General features: G+C 74.6%; 17 protein-coding genes. 10 read left to right on the forward strand and 7 right to left on the reverse strand.

The annotated features are described in order from the left end of the window. Nucleotides 1-551: 551 nt before the first annotated feature. The 3 genes from VGH76_RS17445 (at nucleotide 552) to VGH76_RS17455 (ending at nucleotide 2,509) form a co-directional block, all read left to right on the forward strand. A complete protein-coding gene (locus VGH76_RS17445; RefSeq protein WP_331557975.1) occupies nucleotides 552-902 on the forward strand; it encodes a hypothetical protein in 351 nt (116 codons plus the stop codon). A 99-nt stretch (nucleotides 903-1,001) separates the two neighbouring features. Next, the gene (locus VGH76_RS17450) at nucleotides 1,002-1,832 is read left to right on the forward strand and encodes a hypothetical protein (RefSeq protein WP_331557976.1); all 831 of its coding nucleotides are present in this window, start codon (nucleotides 1,002-1,004) and stop codon (nucleotides 1,830-1,832) included. 146 nt (nucleotides 1,833-1,978) lie between these two features. Further along, the gene (locus tag VGH76_RS17455; RefSeq protein WP_331557977.1) at nucleotides 1,979-2,509 is read left to right on the forward strand and encodes a L,D-transpeptidase; all 531 of its coding nucleotides are present in this window, start codon (nucleotides 1,979-1,981) and stop codon (nucleotides 2,507-2,509) included. 16 nt (nucleotides 2,510-2,525) lie between these two features. On the opposite strand, the gene VGH76_RS17460 is transcribed toward VGH76_RS17455, so the two are convergent. The 4 genes from VGH76_RS17460 to VGH76_RS17475 all read right to left on the reverse strand — a co-directional run bounded on the left by VGH76_RS17460 (nucleotide 2,526) and on the right by VGH76_RS17475 (nucleotide 5,183). Next, the gene (locus tag VGH76_RS17460; RefSeq protein ID WP_331557978.1) at nucleotides 2,526-3,095 is read right to left on the reverse strand and encodes a VOC family protein; all 570 of its coding nucleotides are present in this window, start codon (nucleotides 3,093-3,095) and stop codon (nucleotides 2,526-2,528) included. 47 nt (nucleotides 3,096-3,142) lie between these two features. Then, nucleotides 3,143-3,898: a pirin family protein gene (locus VGH76_RS17465; RefSeq protein ID WP_331557979.1), complete on the reverse strand. Its 756-nt coding sequence runs from the start codon at nucleotides 3,896-3,898 to the stop codon at nucleotides 3,143-3,145. An 86-nt stretch (nucleotides 3,899-3,984) separates the two neighbouring features. Next, nucleotides 3,985-4,584 (reverse strand): Asp23/Gls24 family envelope stress response protein, encoded by a 600-nt coding sequence (locus tag VGH76_RS17470; RefSeq protein WP_331557980.1) that lies wholly within the window; start codon nucleotides 4,582-4,584, stop codon nucleotides 3,985-3,987. After that, a complete protein-coding gene (locus tag VGH76_RS17475) occupies nucleotides 4,581-5,183 on the reverse strand; it encodes an RNA polymerase sigma factor (RefSeq protein ID WP_331557981.1) in 603 nt (200 codons plus the stop codon). Before VGH76_RS17475 ends, VGH76_RS17470 begins: the two co-directional genes overlap by 4 nt. A gap of 74 nt (nucleotides 5,184-5,257) precedes the next feature. On the opposite strand from VGH76_RS17475, the gene VGH76_RS17480 reads away from it, so the two are divergent. After that, nucleotides 5,258-6,361 (forward strand): branched-chain amino acid aminotransferase, encoded by a 1,104-nt coding sequence (locus VGH76_RS17480; RefSeq protein ID WP_331557982.1) that lies wholly within the window; start codon nucleotides 5,258-5,260, stop codon nucleotides 6,359-6,361. 91 nt (nucleotides 6,362-6,452) lie between these two features. Here VGH76_RS17480 and ald read toward each other — a convergent pair whose 3' ends face one another. Beyond that, nucleotides 6,453-7,550 carry an alanine dehydrogenase gene (gene ald / locus VGH76_RS17485; RefSeq protein WP_331557983.1) on the reverse strand — a complete coding sequence of 366 codons (1,098 nt, stop codon included), beginning with the start codon at nucleotides 7,548-7,550 and terminating at the stop codon, nucleotides 6,453-6,455. A gap of 105 nt (nucleotides 7,551-7,655) precedes the next feature. Here ald and VGH76_RS17490 point away from each other — a divergent pair, with 105 nt between their 5' ends. Then, on the forward strand, nucleotides 7,656-8,183 hold the full coding sequence (locus VGH76_RS17490; protein WP_331557984.1) for an Lrp/AsnC family transcriptional regulator: 528 nt from the start codon (nucleotides 7,656-7,658) through the stop codon (nucleotides 8,181-8,183). Nucleotides 8,184-8,274: 91 nt separating this feature from the next. Beyond that, nucleotides 8,275-8,799 (forward strand): hypothetical protein, encoded by a 525-nt coding sequence (locus VGH76_RS17495; RefSeq protein WP_331557985.1) that lies wholly within the window; start codon nucleotides 8,275-8,277, stop codon nucleotides 8,797-8,799. A 10-nt stretch (nucleotides 8,800-8,809) separates the two neighbouring features. On the opposite strand, the gene VGH76_RS17500 is transcribed toward VGH76_RS17495, so the two are convergent. Together VGH76_RS17500 and VGH76_RS17505 are read right to left on the reverse strand one after the other, a co-directional pair. Next, nucleotides 8,810-9,010, reverse strand: coding sequence for a hypothetical protein (locus VGH76_RS17500; RefSeq protein ID WP_331557986.1), 201 nt, complete (start codon nucleotides 9,008-9,010; stop codon nucleotides 8,810-8,812). 90 nt (nucleotides 9,011-9,100) lie between these two features. After that, nucleotides 9,101-10,366, reverse strand: a complete 1,266-nt coding sequence (locus tag VGH76_RS17505) for an NAD(P)/FAD-dependent oxidoreductase (RefSeq protein ID WP_331557987.1) — start codon at nucleotides 10,364-10,366, stop codon at nucleotides 9,101-9,103. 183 nt (nucleotides 10,367-10,549) lie between these two features. On the opposite strand from VGH76_RS17505, the gene VGH76_RS17510 reads away from it, so the two are divergent. The 4 genes from VGH76_RS17510 to VGH76_RS17525 all read left to right on the forward strand — a co-directional run bounded on the left by VGH76_RS17510 (nucleotide 10,550) and on the right by VGH76_RS17525 (nucleotide 13,638). After that, entirely contained in the window at nucleotides 10,550-10,918 is a 369-nt protein-coding gene (locus tag VGH76_RS17510) for a hypothetical protein (RefSeq protein ID WP_331557988.1), read from the forward strand. A gap of 269 nt (nucleotides 10,919-11,187) precedes the next feature. Beyond that, a complete protein-coding gene (locus tag VGH76_RS17515) occupies nucleotides 11,188-11,874 on the forward strand; it encodes an SDR family oxidoreductase (RefSeq protein ID WP_331557989.1) in 687 nt (228 codons plus the stop codon). An 83-nt stretch (nucleotides 11,875-11,957) separates the two neighbouring features. Continuing rightward, nucleotides 11,958-12,395: a VOC family protein gene (locus tag VGH76_RS17520; RefSeq protein ID WP_331557990.1), complete on the forward strand. Its 438-nt coding sequence runs from the start codon at nucleotides 11,958-11,960 to the stop codon at nucleotides 12,393-12,395. 67 nt (nucleotides 12,396-12,462) lie between these two features. After that, nucleotides 12,463-13,638, forward strand: a complete 1,176-nt coding sequence (locus tag VGH76_RS17525; protein WP_331557991.1) for an acyl-CoA dehydrogenase family protein — start codon at nucleotides 12,463-12,465, stop codon at nucleotides 13,636-13,638. Nucleotides 13,639-13,822 lie beyond the last annotated feature (184 nt).

Consider the following 13,822-nt stretch of genomic DNA (forward strand, 5'->3'; position numbering starts at 1 on the left):
AAGAGCCGGGACGCGACGCCCAGGATGCGCTCGCGGGTGCCCGGCGCCGGGGTGCGTGCCATGTCGCTCCACCTCCTCGTGCACCACCATAGCGGACCGATCGGTCCCGCACCAGGAAGGGTGCCGAGCCTCCCCGGGTGCGGCCGGCACCCGAAGGTCCGAGCTGGGGCCCGCCCGGGTGACGGGCACGCTTCGTGACCGACACGTACGCGCAGCGTGTTGATGTCAACGCGTGCCCGCTGTGATGTGCGTCTCACCTAGCTGGGTGGTAAACACCCCGTGGCAACCGCCGAGCCATTGCAGTGCGCGAGACCTTTCCGGTCCGACGAGCCGAACGCGTCACCCACCCTAGGGCACGGCGTCACCAACGGTGTCGAGATAGGGCCGTGACAGCGCCGTGATCGTTCACGGCGTCGGTTCCGCGGTACTGCCGGTCACCCCTACTCTCCACACGTCATTGTCAGGATGCCGAACGATGTCGGGGTCGGGACGCGTCCGGAGAACGGCCGTGACCCGCGTCCGGCCGCCGGATCTCCGAGGGGGACGACCTCGTGGACGACCGCAGCACCGAGCACCGCCCCGATGGGCCTCGCGCCCGCGCCGACCTCGCCCCACAGGCCCTGCACCACCTCGTCGACGCCGTGCTCGAGGACGCGGAGTCGCTCGAGGACCGGCTCGACTCGTGCGACGCCTACGTCGTGCTCGTCTCCGATCCCGCCACCGGCGCGATCGACTCCTACGGGCCCTTCGACGGCACCTCCGCGCTGCTCGACGCCGCGCGCCGCCGGCACGGGCTCGACGAGGGGGACCTCACCGACGTGGCCGTGACCGTGGTGCGCCACCACCTCCCCGAGGCCGACGACGCCGCGGAGGACACCGACCACCGGCCGCTCGCCTCCTAGATCCCCCGGTCGAGGGGACACGCCGGGACGGACACCGCGTCCCACCGCGGTGGCGCCACCGCGGCGCTACCGTGGATCTCACCGGCCCGGGTGCGCCGGGTGTCGTGGCCCCCGGAGGTCGCCGTGCTCATGGATCGTCGCGCCGAGGCCACGGCCGCACCGACGTCCGGGTCACCCGCGGGCGCCCGCCCGGACCGGCTGGCCGCCGCGGCCACGTCGGCCCCCCGCTTCGCGCTCGACGTCCTCGCCGAGGTGGCCGCGACCTTCGGCCGCCGGCGCACCCGCCTGGCCGGGGTGGTCCTGAACCTGGTCCTGGCGCTGGCCTACGTCGGCTGGTCGCACTGGCACCCCAACCGGCCCGAGGTGTTCGCCGCGGCCCACCTCGGGGTGGCGGTCGTCGTCTGGATCATGGCCGACGTCGTCAACACCAACCAGCTCGGCGCGGACGGCGAGGAGGTGGCCGACCAGCTCGCCCGGGGCCGCGGCGCGGCCCGCATCCTCGCCACCAAGAACCTCGCGCTCGCGACGGTGATCGTGCCCGTCGCGGTCGGCGTGACCCTGGGCGCCCAACTGCTGGCCCGGCACGCGCCGGACCTCGAGCGCGCCTCGCTGGCCGACGTCGGGGCGGTGTTCTGCTGGCTCGGCGTCGGGAGCGTGCTCTCCGTGCTGCTGCCCTTCCGCCCGCTCCCCTGGCGCGACCGCCTCCGCGCCCGCCACACCTGGGTGCGCTGGACGGTGTGCCTCACCACGCCGTGGGTCGTCGTGCTCGCCCTCGAGCCGGGGCTCGCCGCCGCCGACCACGCCGTCGGGCTCACCGGGCCCGCGGGCACGCTCGTGCTCGGGGTGGCCTGCTGGGGGCTCGGTCTCACGGCCGCGGGCCGCCTGGCGCGGCGCCGTCACCGGGCCCTGCGGCACGCACTACGCGCCTGACGCGGCCGCACGGTGGCGGGATGATCACCGAATACGCAACGATCCGATCACCGCGGTTTGGCGAAAATCGGCGCGAGTGCGCCACGCGGGCCCCGGGGAATCCGGCCGATGACAGGTGATCAACGATCTCGAGGAGCTGATCGGTCGTGACCGGCGAGAACCGTCGCCCCACCCGCCCCGGGCGCTGGATCGCGCGCCTGGGAGCCGCGAGCACGGCCTGCGCGGCCGTCGCCGCCCTCGGACTGGGCACCGCGTCGGCCCAGCCGGCCGCTGCCGCGCCCGCCGTGGCGCCGCCCGCCGTGGCGCCCGCCCCCGCGACCACCGCGGGGACCCCCTGCGCCGCCGGGGTGAAGGCCTGCATGGACCTCTCGAGCCGACAGGCCTGGCTGACCGACGGGGCGGGCCACGTCGTCGCGGGGCCGTTCGCCGCCCGCGGCGGGAAGTCGGGCGCGCCGACGCCGGTGGGCACCTTCACCGTCGAGAAGAAGGTGAAGAACTACTGGAGCACGGCGTTCGACGCGCCGATGCCCAACTCGGTGTTCTTCCAGCCCGGCATCGCCTTCCACGCCGACAGCACCCGGATCGCGTCCAACGGGTGCGTGCACCTGTCCTGGTCCGCCTCGCAGCAGTTCTACAACACGCTCAAGCCCGGCGACCCGGTCCAGATCGTCTCCTGACGACGGCGGGTCCGGCTCACATCGTGTCGTGGCCGTACATGCGCCCGAGCGGGTCGTGGATGAACTCGATCCGGGCGCCGTCCGGGTCGGTGGTGTAGATGGAGGTGCCGGACTCGAGCAGGTACTCGGCGCCGCGCTCGTCGAGCCGGTCCTTGATCTGGTGCCAGTGCTGCTCGGAGACCGAGATGCACAGGTGGTGCAGTCCGCCGAGCACTTCCCGGTAGGGCGACGGATCGACGCCGGGCAGGTCGAAGAACGCCAGGTGGTTGCCGTTCCCGATGTCGAAGAAGAAATGCGTGGACCCGGCCAGGTCGCGGTTCTCGAACAGCACCGTCACCGGGAAGCCGGCGAGGTTCTGGTACCACTCCACCGTCGTGCGCACGTCCGAACAGATCAGCGCCACATGGTGGACGCCGCGGCCGGTCGAGCGCGGGCGGTTCTCGCGGGAGAAGAGGAACTCGGCGCGGATCCGGTCGCGTGCCTCGGTGAGGCGGCGGCGCTCCTCCTCGGTGATCAGGCTGGCCTTGTCTCCGCCCTCGTGCTCCTCGCGGGTCGGGTCGGGCGTGACGGTCGCTTCGGTGGTCATGGTCGTTCCTCCTCGGTGGTCGCGGGCCGGTGGTCGGCCCGCCGGGGTCATGCGTCGCCGAGTCCCTCGTGCATCTCCCACACGAGGACCTCGGCGTCGGTGAGGGCGGTCAGGGCGGCTGCCCCCGCCCCGGTCAGGCGCGCGGCGTCACCGGCCCCGAGCGCGACGCGGTCCGCGCCGGCGGCCAGGTCGGCCCGGCCGCGGGCGAGGTGGACGTGCACGTACGGCGCCTCGGGCAGGGTGAGCGTGCGACCGGACGGCGGCCGTGCCACGTGCAGGGCCGCCGAGGCGACGCCGAGCCGGACGCCGGGCCCGTCCTCGTCGCGGTCCCGGCCCGACGCGGCGACGACGAGGCCGCCCTCGGCCAGCGCCGCGGCGAGGTCGCGCTGCTCGTGCCCGGGGGCGGTGCCGGGGACGTCGGGGACCAGCCACATCTGGACGAGGTGCACGTCCGCGGCGGACGGGTCGGTCCGGGCGTGGCGCTCGGAGTGCTCGATCCCGCGACCCGCGCTCATCCGCCCGACGGCGCCGGGCCCCAGGACGCCCGAGCGCCCCTGCGAGTCGGCGTGCGCCAGCGACCCGTCCAGCACCCACGTGACGATCTCGGTGTCGCGGTGCGGGTGCGTGTCGTACCCGGCGCCGGGGGCGATGCGGTCCTCGTTGTGCGCGAGCAGCAGGCCGTGGTGGGTGTTCCCGGGCTCGTGGTGCCGGCCGAAGGAGAACGCGTGCCGGGTCTCGATCCCGGGGGCCGCGGTCACCGCGCGGTCGGCGCCGCAGCGCACGTCGACGGCTGGTCCCGGCACGACGACCCCCGCCCACTAGTTGAACTTTCACCTACTGGCGTAGAAACTCCCCTCGCCCAGGCACTATTCCGCATCCCGCCGGTCGACTACCAGACGTCGTCGACGTGGACGGTGACGTCGACCGGCTCGAGACCGGTCACCTCCCGCACCCCGCGGGCGACGACGGCGCGGATGCGCTCGCCGAGGGCCTGGAGGTCCTGGCCGTACGCGGCGGCCAGGGTGATCTGCACGGCCGTCGAGCCGCCCGTGACGCCGGCCTCGACGTCGGGCACCACCTCGCCCCCGCTCTCGTGGCCGTCCGCCGCGAGGCGACCCAGCGCCACCTCGACGCCCGGCACCTGCGTCGCGAGGTGGCGGGCCAGGGCCACCACCACCCGCGCCGCCACCCGGGTGTGCCCGAGCGGGGAGTCGATCCGCCCGTACTCCGTCTCGCCGCCCGCGCCGCGGACCCGGCGCAGCGCCGCCTCGACCAGCGACCCCGGGGCCTGCGGCCGGTCGGCGGCGACCGCGCGCACCGGCGCCCACAGCCGATCGAACTCGGCGAGCGCCGCGCGGCAGTACGGGCAGGTGCGCTGGTGGGCGTCGAGGTCTCCCCCACGACCCTCCGCGACCTGCTCGACCAGCGGTGCGGTCGACCGGCCGCAGGCCAGGCGGGTGTCGGGGACGACCGGTTCGGGACCCGTCATGACATCCAGCTCCTCATCTCGGCGAGCAGGGTGGCGCGGGCGCGGGCCAGCCGTCCGCGCAGCGTGGCCTCGGGGACCTTGGTGATCGCGGCGGCCTGGGCGTAGCCCAGACCCTCGATCTGGCAGAGCACGAACGGCACGCGCTGACTCTCCGGCAGCCCGGCGATCGCTTCCAGTCCCGCGCGCAGTTCCGCCCCGGCGAGCACCGAGCGCTCCGGCGCGGCGACCGGCGGCAGGTCGGTGTCGGCGGGCTCCTCGCCGGACCAGCGCCGGGAGCGACGCTGGTGGCCGAGGCTGCGGTTGACCACGACGCGGTAGAGCCACGTGGTGAACGCCGACGAGCCGACGAAGCCCGACAGCGCCGTCCAGAGCTGGATGACGACCTCCTGGGTGACGTCGTCGGCGTCCGTCGCGTCCCCGGTGATCCGCAGCGCGATGCGGTAGATCCGGTCGCGGTGGCGGCGGATGAGCTCCTCGTAGGCCGTGACGTCGCCCTCGCGCGCCTTGCCGACGAGCCACCGGTCGATCCGGGCGGCCCGGTCCGGACGGTCGTCGGGTGCCGTGCCGCCGTCGGGGACGGCGCCGCCGTCGGACGTCACAGCCCGCCTCTACCCCGCCTCCGGGTGCCGGAACCCGCTGGTGCCCGGAGCGTGGCGGGTGGCAGTGTGCGGCCGTGAGCAGCGTCGCCGGTCCCCGCCCGTCCACCCTGCGCTTCGCGCCGACGCCGACGACGCCCACCCCCGCCGGTCAGCGGGCGGCGCTGCTCGCCGATCCGGGCTTCGGGCGGGTGTTCTCCGACCACAGCGCCGTCGCCTCGTGGAGTGCCGAGCGGGCGTGGCACGACGACGCCGTGCGCGGCCTCGAGCCGCTGACGCTGCACCCGGCCGCGGCCGTGCTGCACTACGCCCAGGAGATCTTCGAGGGCCTCAAGGCCTACCGGCAGCCCGACGGGTCCGTGGCGCTCTTCCGCCCCGACCTCAACGCCGCCCGGTTCGCCCACTCCGCCCGCAGGCTCTCGCTCCCCGACCTGCCCCCCGAGGCCTTCCTCGCCGCCGTCACCGAGCTGGTCCGCCTCGACGCCGCCTGGGTGCCGGACCCGCCCGCGACGCTCTACCTGCGCCCGTACACGGTGGCCACCGAGGCGTTCCTCGGGGTGCGGGCGGCGACCGAGGCGCGCTTCGCCGTGCTCGCCTCCCCGGCCGGGCCGTACTTCTCCGGGCGCGAGGTCGGGGTGACCCTCTGGATCGACCCGCGCCTCTCCCGCGCGGCCCCCGGCGGCACCGGCGACGCGAAGTGCGGCGGCAACTACGCGGCCGGCCTCGCCGCCCAGGGCGTCGCCCGGGCGCACGACTGCGACCAGGTGCTCTTCCTCGACGCCACCGAGCACCGGTGGCTCGAGGAGTCCGGGACGATGAACGTGCTGCTGGTGACGGCCGCCGGGGAGCTCGTGACGCCGCCGCTGGGGACGATCCTCGACGGCGTCACCCGTCGCAGCGTCCTCGAGCTCGCCGCGGGCCACGGGCTCGTGCCGGTCGAGCGTCCGGTGTCGGTCGAGGAGCTCCGGGAAGGCGCCGGCAGCGGGGCGGTCACCGAGGTGTTCGCGGCCGGCACGGCGGCGGTGATCAGTCCGATCGTGCGCTTCCGGGAGCCAGGTGGGGAGTTCACCGTGGGCGACGGGACACCGGGTCCGCGCACGCTGGCGCTGCGCGGGGAGCTGGTCGACCTCCAGTTCGGGCGCACCCTGGACCCCCGCGGGTGGCGGGTGCCGGTCGTATGATCCCGCGGTCCGCCGGCCGCAGGTGACCTATGACCTGGCCTCGGTCGCGGCCGTCCACGAGCTCGCGACCGCGCTGCGCGATGGCGCGCCCTCAGAGCGACGTGACCGGGAGCCCGTGGGCCTCGCCAACGGTGGCGCTGTAGAGCTCGCCGGCGTGGGTCGCGAGGCCCGCCGCGAGCCCGGAGTCGGCGGCCACCGCGTCGCGCCATCCCTTGTCGGCGAGCGCGGTGACGAACGGGGCCGTGGCGTGGGTCAGGGCGTGGGTGGAGGTGTTCGGCACCGCACCCGGCATGTTGGCCACGCAGTAGAAGAGCGCGTCGTGCACGGCGAACGTCGGGTCGGAGTGCGTCGTCGGGTGGGAGTCCTCGAAGCACCCGCCCTGGTCGATCGCGATGTCGACGAGGACCGCGCCGGGCTTCATCCGGCGCACCAGGTCGTTGGTCACCAGCTTCGGTGCCCTGGCCCCGGGGACGAGCACCGCGCCGACGACGAGGTCGGCGTCGAGGACCGCGCGCTCGAGGTTGTCGACGTTCGAGTACAGCGTCTGGACCCGGCCCGCGTACCGGGCGTCGAGGTCGCGCAGCGTGTCCAGGTCGGTGTCGAGCACCGTGACCCGCGCGTGCATCCCGACGGCCATCTGGGTCGCCGCGCGGCCCGAGACACCCCCGCCGAGGACGACGACGTGGCCGGCGGGCGCCCCGGGGACGCCGCCGAGCAGCAGGCCGCGACCGCCGTGGGAGCGCATGAGGTGGTAGGCGCCGACCTGCGGCGCGAGCCGGCCCGCCACCTCGCTCATCGGGGCCAGCAGCGGCAGGCGCCCGCCGCGCGTGACCGTCTCGTAGGCGATCGCCGTGGTGCCGGCGTCGAGGAGGGCCTGCGTGCACTCGCGGCTCGCGGCCAGGTGCAGGTAGGTGAACAGCGTCAGGTCGCCGCGCAGGCGGTGGTACTCCGAGGCCACCGGCTCCTTGACCTTGACGACCATCTCGGCCTCGCCCCAGACCGCGTCCGGGTCCGCGACGATCCGGGCGCCGGCCTCCTTGTACTGCTCGTCGCCGAACGCGGAACCGGCGCCCGCGCCCTGCTCGACGGTGACCTCGTGGCCGTGGGCGATCAGCTCGCGCACACCCCCGGGGGTGAGGGCCACCCGGAACTCGTTGTCCTTGACCTCGGCGGGCACCGCGACCTTCATGGCTGCTCCTCCGTCCACGTGCGTCATCGACGCTGTCGCCTACCATGGTGAACGTTCTGCATGAACGCCGGAACCTCGCTGAAGAAGGTTCTGTAACATGACCGTGTGAGTGAACAACGCGACGATGTGCCGGGCAGACGGGCCTCGTCGTCGAATCATCTGCGGGGCGCGGAACCGGAGCCGGCCGCGCTCGACGACACCGACCGCGAGCTGCTCCGCCACCTCGCGGCCGACGCCCGGATCACCAACGCCGCGCTGGCCGAGGCGGTGGGCGTCGCGCCCTCGACGTGCCTGTCCCGGGTGCGCTCACTGCGCGAGCGCGGCGTGATCCGCGGGTACCACGCCGACGTCGACCCGATTGCCGTCGGGCTGCCGCTGCAGGCGATGATCTCGGTGCGCCTGCAGAGCGAGGCCCGGGACCGGCTCGGCGAGTTCCTCGGGCTCGTGCGGCGCCTGCCCGCCGTGCGCGACGTGTACTTCGTCGCCGGCGAGGACGACTACCTGCTCCACGTCGCGACGGCGGGCACCGGGGCGCTGCGCGACCTCGTCGCCACGCTCAACGGTCACCGCGACGTCGCGGGCACCGTCACCAGCCTGATCTTCGAGCACATCCGCCCGGCCCACGGGGTGTGAGTCGGCGCGAGGGGACCTCGAGGGCCATGCCGGGAGGTAGGTTCCCCGCGCAGCGGGACCGCGGTGACGCCGTCGACGGGAGGTCGGGGTGGTGACCTCTCCGGACGAGGGCGACGCGTCGGTCGTCCACGACGGCGACCTGAGCACCGTCGCCCGGGCCCGTCTCCGGAGCGCGCTCACCGGTTCGATCTTCGCGATGTCCGTGCTCGCCTACCTCGGCAGCCACGAGACCGGCCTGGTGGCCGCGGTCGTCACCGTCGTCGGCACCGGGCTGGTGATCTTCTTCGGGGAGGCCTACGCGGGCCTGCTCTCCGCGTCCCTGGCGTCGACGGCGAAGCTCCCCCGGGCCGAGATCCGTGAGGAACTGGGCACCAGTTCGATGGCCGCCGCGCCCGGCGTCCTCGCGGGTGTCCTCCTCGTGCTCGTCGACCTCCTGGGTTCGACGGTGCAGACCGGCATCGACATCGCGTTGTGGGCGGGAGTCCTGACCCTGACCGCCCTGAGCGTCCTCGAGGCGCACGGCTCGCACCGATCCCTCCCGGTGCGCGTCGCGTCGGTGGTCGGCTCCGTCCTGGTCGGGGTCGTCGTCATCGTCCTCAAGGCCACGCTGCACTGAGCCCGGCTGCTCAGGCGGCGTCGCCCCGCCACGTCGGCCGGCTGACGATTTCGACGGCCGCCAGGACGCCGTCCGGGACCGGTCGGCCGGACAGGGCCGGCAGGAGCGAGCGGCCCACGAGATCGGGGAAGCGTGCGGCCACGGCGGCCGCGTCGACGCCGGCGACGTCGAGGAGGGTCGGCGCCAGGTCGACCGTGATCATGGGCGTCATCTGTTCGCGGTGGGCCTGGCGGTGCCGGGCCCGCCCGCCTGGCCGGCGGCGGGCTGATCGGGGCCGCCGTCGTCGGGCTCGTGCGCTGACCTAGCCCGCGGCCTCCGCCGCCTTCTTGGCCGCCCGCTGCCGGCGCTCCTCGGCCTTCTCCAGGCCCTCCTCCCAGCTCGCGCGCTTCGTGAGCAGCCGCCGGTACTGCATGATCTCGGCGGGCCGGTCGACGGCCAGGGCGCCGGCGAGCCGGTCACCGCAGCGGTAGAGCGCGACGAACCGCTCGTCCTCGGAGCCCATGACGACCTCGATCTCGACGTCGGGCATGCCCTCGCCCGAGCGTGAGACCCCGACGAACTGGATGCGGCTGTCGTACCAGTCCGACCAGAAGTAGGGCACCGTCGAGTACTCCTGCGCCGCCGACGGGTCCACCGCGTTGCGCGCCGCCCGTGCTCCCTGCTCCGACGCCGCCGTCCAGTGCTCCAGGCGCATGGGGCCGCCCACGACGTCGTCGAACAGCGGATTGGGCCAGCGCGCGACGTCACCGGCCACGTAGACCCCGGGCGCCGCGGCGAGTGTCGCGTCGGCGACGACGCCGTCGTCGAGGGTCAGCCCCGAGGACTCCAGCCACCCGGTGCTCGGCGCGGCGCCGATCCCGACGACGAGCACGTCGGTGTCGATGACGGTGCCGTCGTCGAGCACCACCGCCTCGACGGCTCCGTCGCCGCGGACCTCGGCGACGGAGACGCCGGTGAGCACCCGGGTGCCGTGCCGCTCGTGGATGTCAGTGAGCGCCCGGCCCATCCGCTCCCCCACGCCGCGCACCAACGGCACCGGCAGCGCCTCCACGATCGTCACCTCGTGCCCGCGCTTGCACGCCACCGCCGCGATCTCCGAGCCGATGAAGCCCGCCCCGATCACGGTCACCCTCGGGTGCCCCCGCCGGAGCAGCTGGTGGAGGTGCTGCGAGTCGTCGCAGGTGCGGAGGGTGACCACACCGGCGAGGTCGGGGGCGCACAGCGAGGTCGGAAGCTGCCGGGCGTGCGCGCCGGTGGCGATGACGAGCCCGTCGTAGCCGATCTCGCGGTCGCCGACGGCGACGGTGCGGGCGTCGAGGTCGAGTGCGGTCGCGGGCGCGCCGAGCACCAGCTCCACCCCGATCTCGTCGAGCTTCTCCTGCTCGCGGTAGGTGGAGTCGCCGGGCTCGTCGTTGGCGAGGTGTTCCTTCGACAACGGGGGGCGGTCGTAGGGCAGGTGCTCCTCCGCCCCGACCAGCGTGACGGACCCCTCGAACCCGTCGTTGCGCACGGCCTCCACCGCACGCAGCCCGGCCAACGACGCCCCGACCACCACCAAGTTCGCCACGGCCGTGACCCTAGCCACCGGCGGACCGCCTGCCGTCTCCCTGCGGACGGGACCGGGTCATCCCTTCGGGGCAGCCGGATAACGACGACGGCCCATCGGACCGATCTCACGGGCACGAGCGGCTCCTCCCCGGACCCGCCACGGGGACCCTGGGGGCAGGCCATGCGGGCGAGGTGGACGCTCATGGGTTCGGCCGTCGCGCTGGTCGGTGCGCTGGGGGTGACGGCGGGCCTGGGCCTGCCCGGCGCTGCGGGGTCGACGACGCCGGCCCCGGTCGTCGCGACGGCCCCGGCCCCGGTGGCGGCGCCCCCGCCGGTGCGCGCCGCACCCGCCGTCGCACCCGCCGCGGTCTCCGCGATCACGACCGCCGCCACGACGACGACGCGGCCCTCGTCGGCCGCCCGCGCCACCTCGACGTCGGGGACCGGCCTGCCGTGCGGGCTCACCGACGGGGCCTGCGTGTCGATCTCGCGGAAGCGGGCGGACGTTCTTCCGGACGCTGCACCACGGGGACACCGTCGTCGTTCAGCGGTGAGGTCGGTGAGACACTGACGGTCCGGCGCCCCGCGCGGGTCGCGGGGCGCCGGCCGTCGTGTCCTCGGGACCCGTTCGGGGTGGTCCCGTCGAGCCGCGCGCGACCCAGCTGGGGAACGAAAGTCGCGCGGTCCCGGCCCGTCACGCCCCGTGTGGTCGAAGCGATACAGAGTCCAACGGCGATGACGCTGCGTCGTGACGCGTCACGTCTGGTGACCACCCGGTCGGGGCGGATCTCCCGCATCCAGGTGTGAACGACGCGGACCGTGTCTCGTTAGGGTGCGCCGGTGAGTTCCCAACGCCCGCTCGCCCTGGTCACGGGGGCCTCGCGGGGCATCGGGGCGGCCGTCGCGACGGCGCTCGCCCCCACCCACGACCTGCTGCTCGGCGGCCGGGACGGCGCCACGCTGACCGCTGTCGCGGAGCGGCTCGGGGCACGGGCGCTGCCGTGGCCGGTGGACCTCACCGACCCCGGCGCGCTGGCCGCGGCGACGGAGCGCATCGACGAGCTCGACGTCCTCGTCCACTCGGCCGGGGTGGGGCTGCTCGGCACCGTCGAGGAGCTGTCCGCGGACATCTGGCGCCGGCAGTTCGAGGTGAACGTCGTGGCCGTCGCGGAGCTGACACGGCTGCTCCTCCCGGCGCTGCGGGCCGCGCGGGGCACCGTCGTGTGCGTGAACTCCGGGGCGGGCCTGAACGCGCGGCCGGGCTGGGGGTCGTACGCGGCGTCGAAGTTTGCGCTGCGGGCGTTCGCGGACTCGTTGCGCGCCGAGGAGCCGTCGTTGCGGGTCGCGTCGGTGCACCCCGGCCGCGTCGACACCGACATGCAGCGGGCGGTCGTCGAGCACGAGGGCGGGACCTACGACGCGGCCCGCTACCTGCGCCCGGGGTCGGTGGCCTCGGCAGTGCTCTTGGCGGTGACGGCGACGGCGGACGCCCACGTGACCGAGGTGGTCGTCCAGCCGAGGGGCTGAGTCGTCGGCGCGCGTGTCGAGACGGGCGCGGTGGCTCCGTCCCCTGCACGGCAGCTCGTGCACACCACAGGAGGGGCAGCGCCATGACCGTCCAGCGCATGGACCACGCGGGAATCGTCGTCGAGGACCTCGCGGCCGCCGTCGCGTTCTTCGTCGAACTAGGCCTGGAGCTCGAAGGGCGGGCGACCGTCGAGGGCGACTGGGTGGACCAGCTCGTCGGGCTCGAGTGCGTCCGCGCGGACATGGCGATGCTGCAGGTCCCCGGCGGCCGGGGCCGGGTCGAGCTGTCCACGTTCCGCTCGCCGACGACCGCCGCCACCGCCCACCGGGAGCCGGTGAACACCCCGGGCATCCCGCGGCTCACGTTCGTCGTCGACGACGTCGACGAGGTCTTCTCGCGTCTGCGCGCCCACGGCGCCGAGCTCGTGGGCGAGATCGCGCAGTACGACGACATCTACCGCTACGGCTACGTCCGAGGGCCCGGCGGCGTCATCCTCGGGCTGGTCCAGGAGCTCGGGTGATCCGCCGGCTGGCCCGGCCCGACCGCTCGGGCGACGATGTGGCTCCCGACCCGAGGAGGACCCGCCCGTGGACCCGTCCGACTTCGCCGACGTCCTCGCCTCGGTGCGCGAGTTCGTGCGCGAGCAGGTCGTCCCGCGCGAGGACGAGATCGAGGAGGCCGACGAGGTCCCCGAGCCGCTGCGCGAGGCGTGCAAGGCGATGGGGCTCTACGGGTTCGCGATCCCCGAGGAGTACGGGGGCATCGGGCTGTCGATGAGCGAGGAGGTCGAGCTCGCGATGGAGCTCGGCTGGACCACGCCCTCGCTGCGCTCGCTCTTCGGCACCAACAACGGCATCGCGGGCCAGGTGCTGCTCACCGGGGGTACCGGGTCCCAGCGCGCCGAGTGGCTGCCGCGGCTGGCGTCCGGCGAGGTCGTCGCGAGCTTCGCGCTGACCGAGCCCGACGCCGGCTCGGACCCGTCGTCGCTCTCGACGAGGGCGGTGCGGGACGGGGAGGAGTGGGTGCTCTCCGGCACCAAGCGCTGGATCACCAACGCCCCGCTCGCGGACGTGCTCATGGTGTTCGCGCGCACCGATCCCGACGCGGCGCCGGCCCGCGGCATCTCGACGTTCCTGGTGCCGACCTCGAGCGCCGGGGTCTCCTTCAGCCCCCACGACGCGAAGATGGGTCAGCGCGGGTCGTGGACCTGCGAGGTCTACCTCGACGACGTGCGGGTGCCGGCGGTGAACCTCGTGGGCGGTGAGAGCAATGAGGAGGGCCAGGGGGGCCTGCACCGCGGGTACGTCACCGCGCTCAAGTGCCTGGCGCACGGCCGGCTGCACATCGCGGCGCTGTGCATGGGGATGGCCGCGCGGCTGGTCCACGAGACGGTGGCGTTCGCCTCGACCCGCGAGCAGGGCGGGCACGCGATCGCCACCTACCAGCTGGTGCAGGGCCTCGTCGCCGACTCGGTGACCGACTGGCACGCCGGGCGCGCCCTGGTCCGCGAGGCGGCCCGGGCCTACGACGACGGGTCCGACAAGGTCACCGGCCCGTCGACGGCCAAGTACTTCTGCTCCGAGGCCGTCGGGCGGATCGCGGACCGGGCGGTGCAGGTGCACGGCGGCTCGGGCTACATGCGGGGTGTCCCGGTCGAGCGCATCTACCGCGACGTGCGGCTCTTCCGGATCTACGAGGGCACCAGCCAGATCCAGCAGGTGATCATCGCGCGCGGCGCCCTCGGCAAGGCCGCCCGCGGCTGAGCCGGCGCTCGCGTGTCCACCGGGACACCACGGGCCCGACCGGCGGCCCGGGACAGCCACACCGTCCCGATGATCACCAGGCGACCCCCGTCGACAACGGTCCCGGGCCGACGCCGGCTCGGACCCGTCGTCGCTCTCGACGAGGGCGGTGCGGGACGGGGAGGAGTGGGTGCTCTCCGGCACC

Origin of the sequence: Actinomycetospora sp., from assembly GCF_036497585.1 — a bacterium.
In the GTDB taxonomy this organism is placed as follows: Bacteria; Actinomycetota; Actinomycetes; order Mycobacteriales; family Pseudonocardiaceae; genus Actinomycetospora.

Excerpts from the sequence above, each read along its gene's own strand:
- VGH76_RS17460 (WP_331557978.1), bottom strand. The coding sequence starts at position 3,095 with ATGACCACCGAAGCGACCGTCACGCCCGACCCGACCCGCGAGGAGCAC.
- VGH76_RS17470 (WP_331557980.1), bottom strand. The coding sequence starts at position 4,584 with ATGACGGGTCCCGAACCGGTCGTCCCCGACACCCGCCTGGCCTGCGGC.
- ald (WP_331557983.1), bottom strand. The coding sequence starts at position 7,550 with ATGAAGGTCGCGGTGCCCGCCGAGGTCAAGGACAACGAGTTCCGGGTG.
- VGH76_RS17500 (WP_331557986.1), bottom strand. The coding sequence starts at position 9,010 with ATGACGCCCATGATCACGGTCGACCTGGCGCCGACCCTCCTCGACGTC.
- VGH76_RS17510 (WP_331557988.1), top strand. The coding sequence starts at position 10,550 with ATGGGTTCGGCCGTCGCGCTGGTCGGTGCGCTGGGGGTGACGGCGGGC.
- VGH76_RS17520 (WP_331557990.1), top strand. The coding sequence starts at position 11,958 with ATGACCGTCCAGCGCATGGACCACGCGGGAATCGTCGTCGAGGACCTC.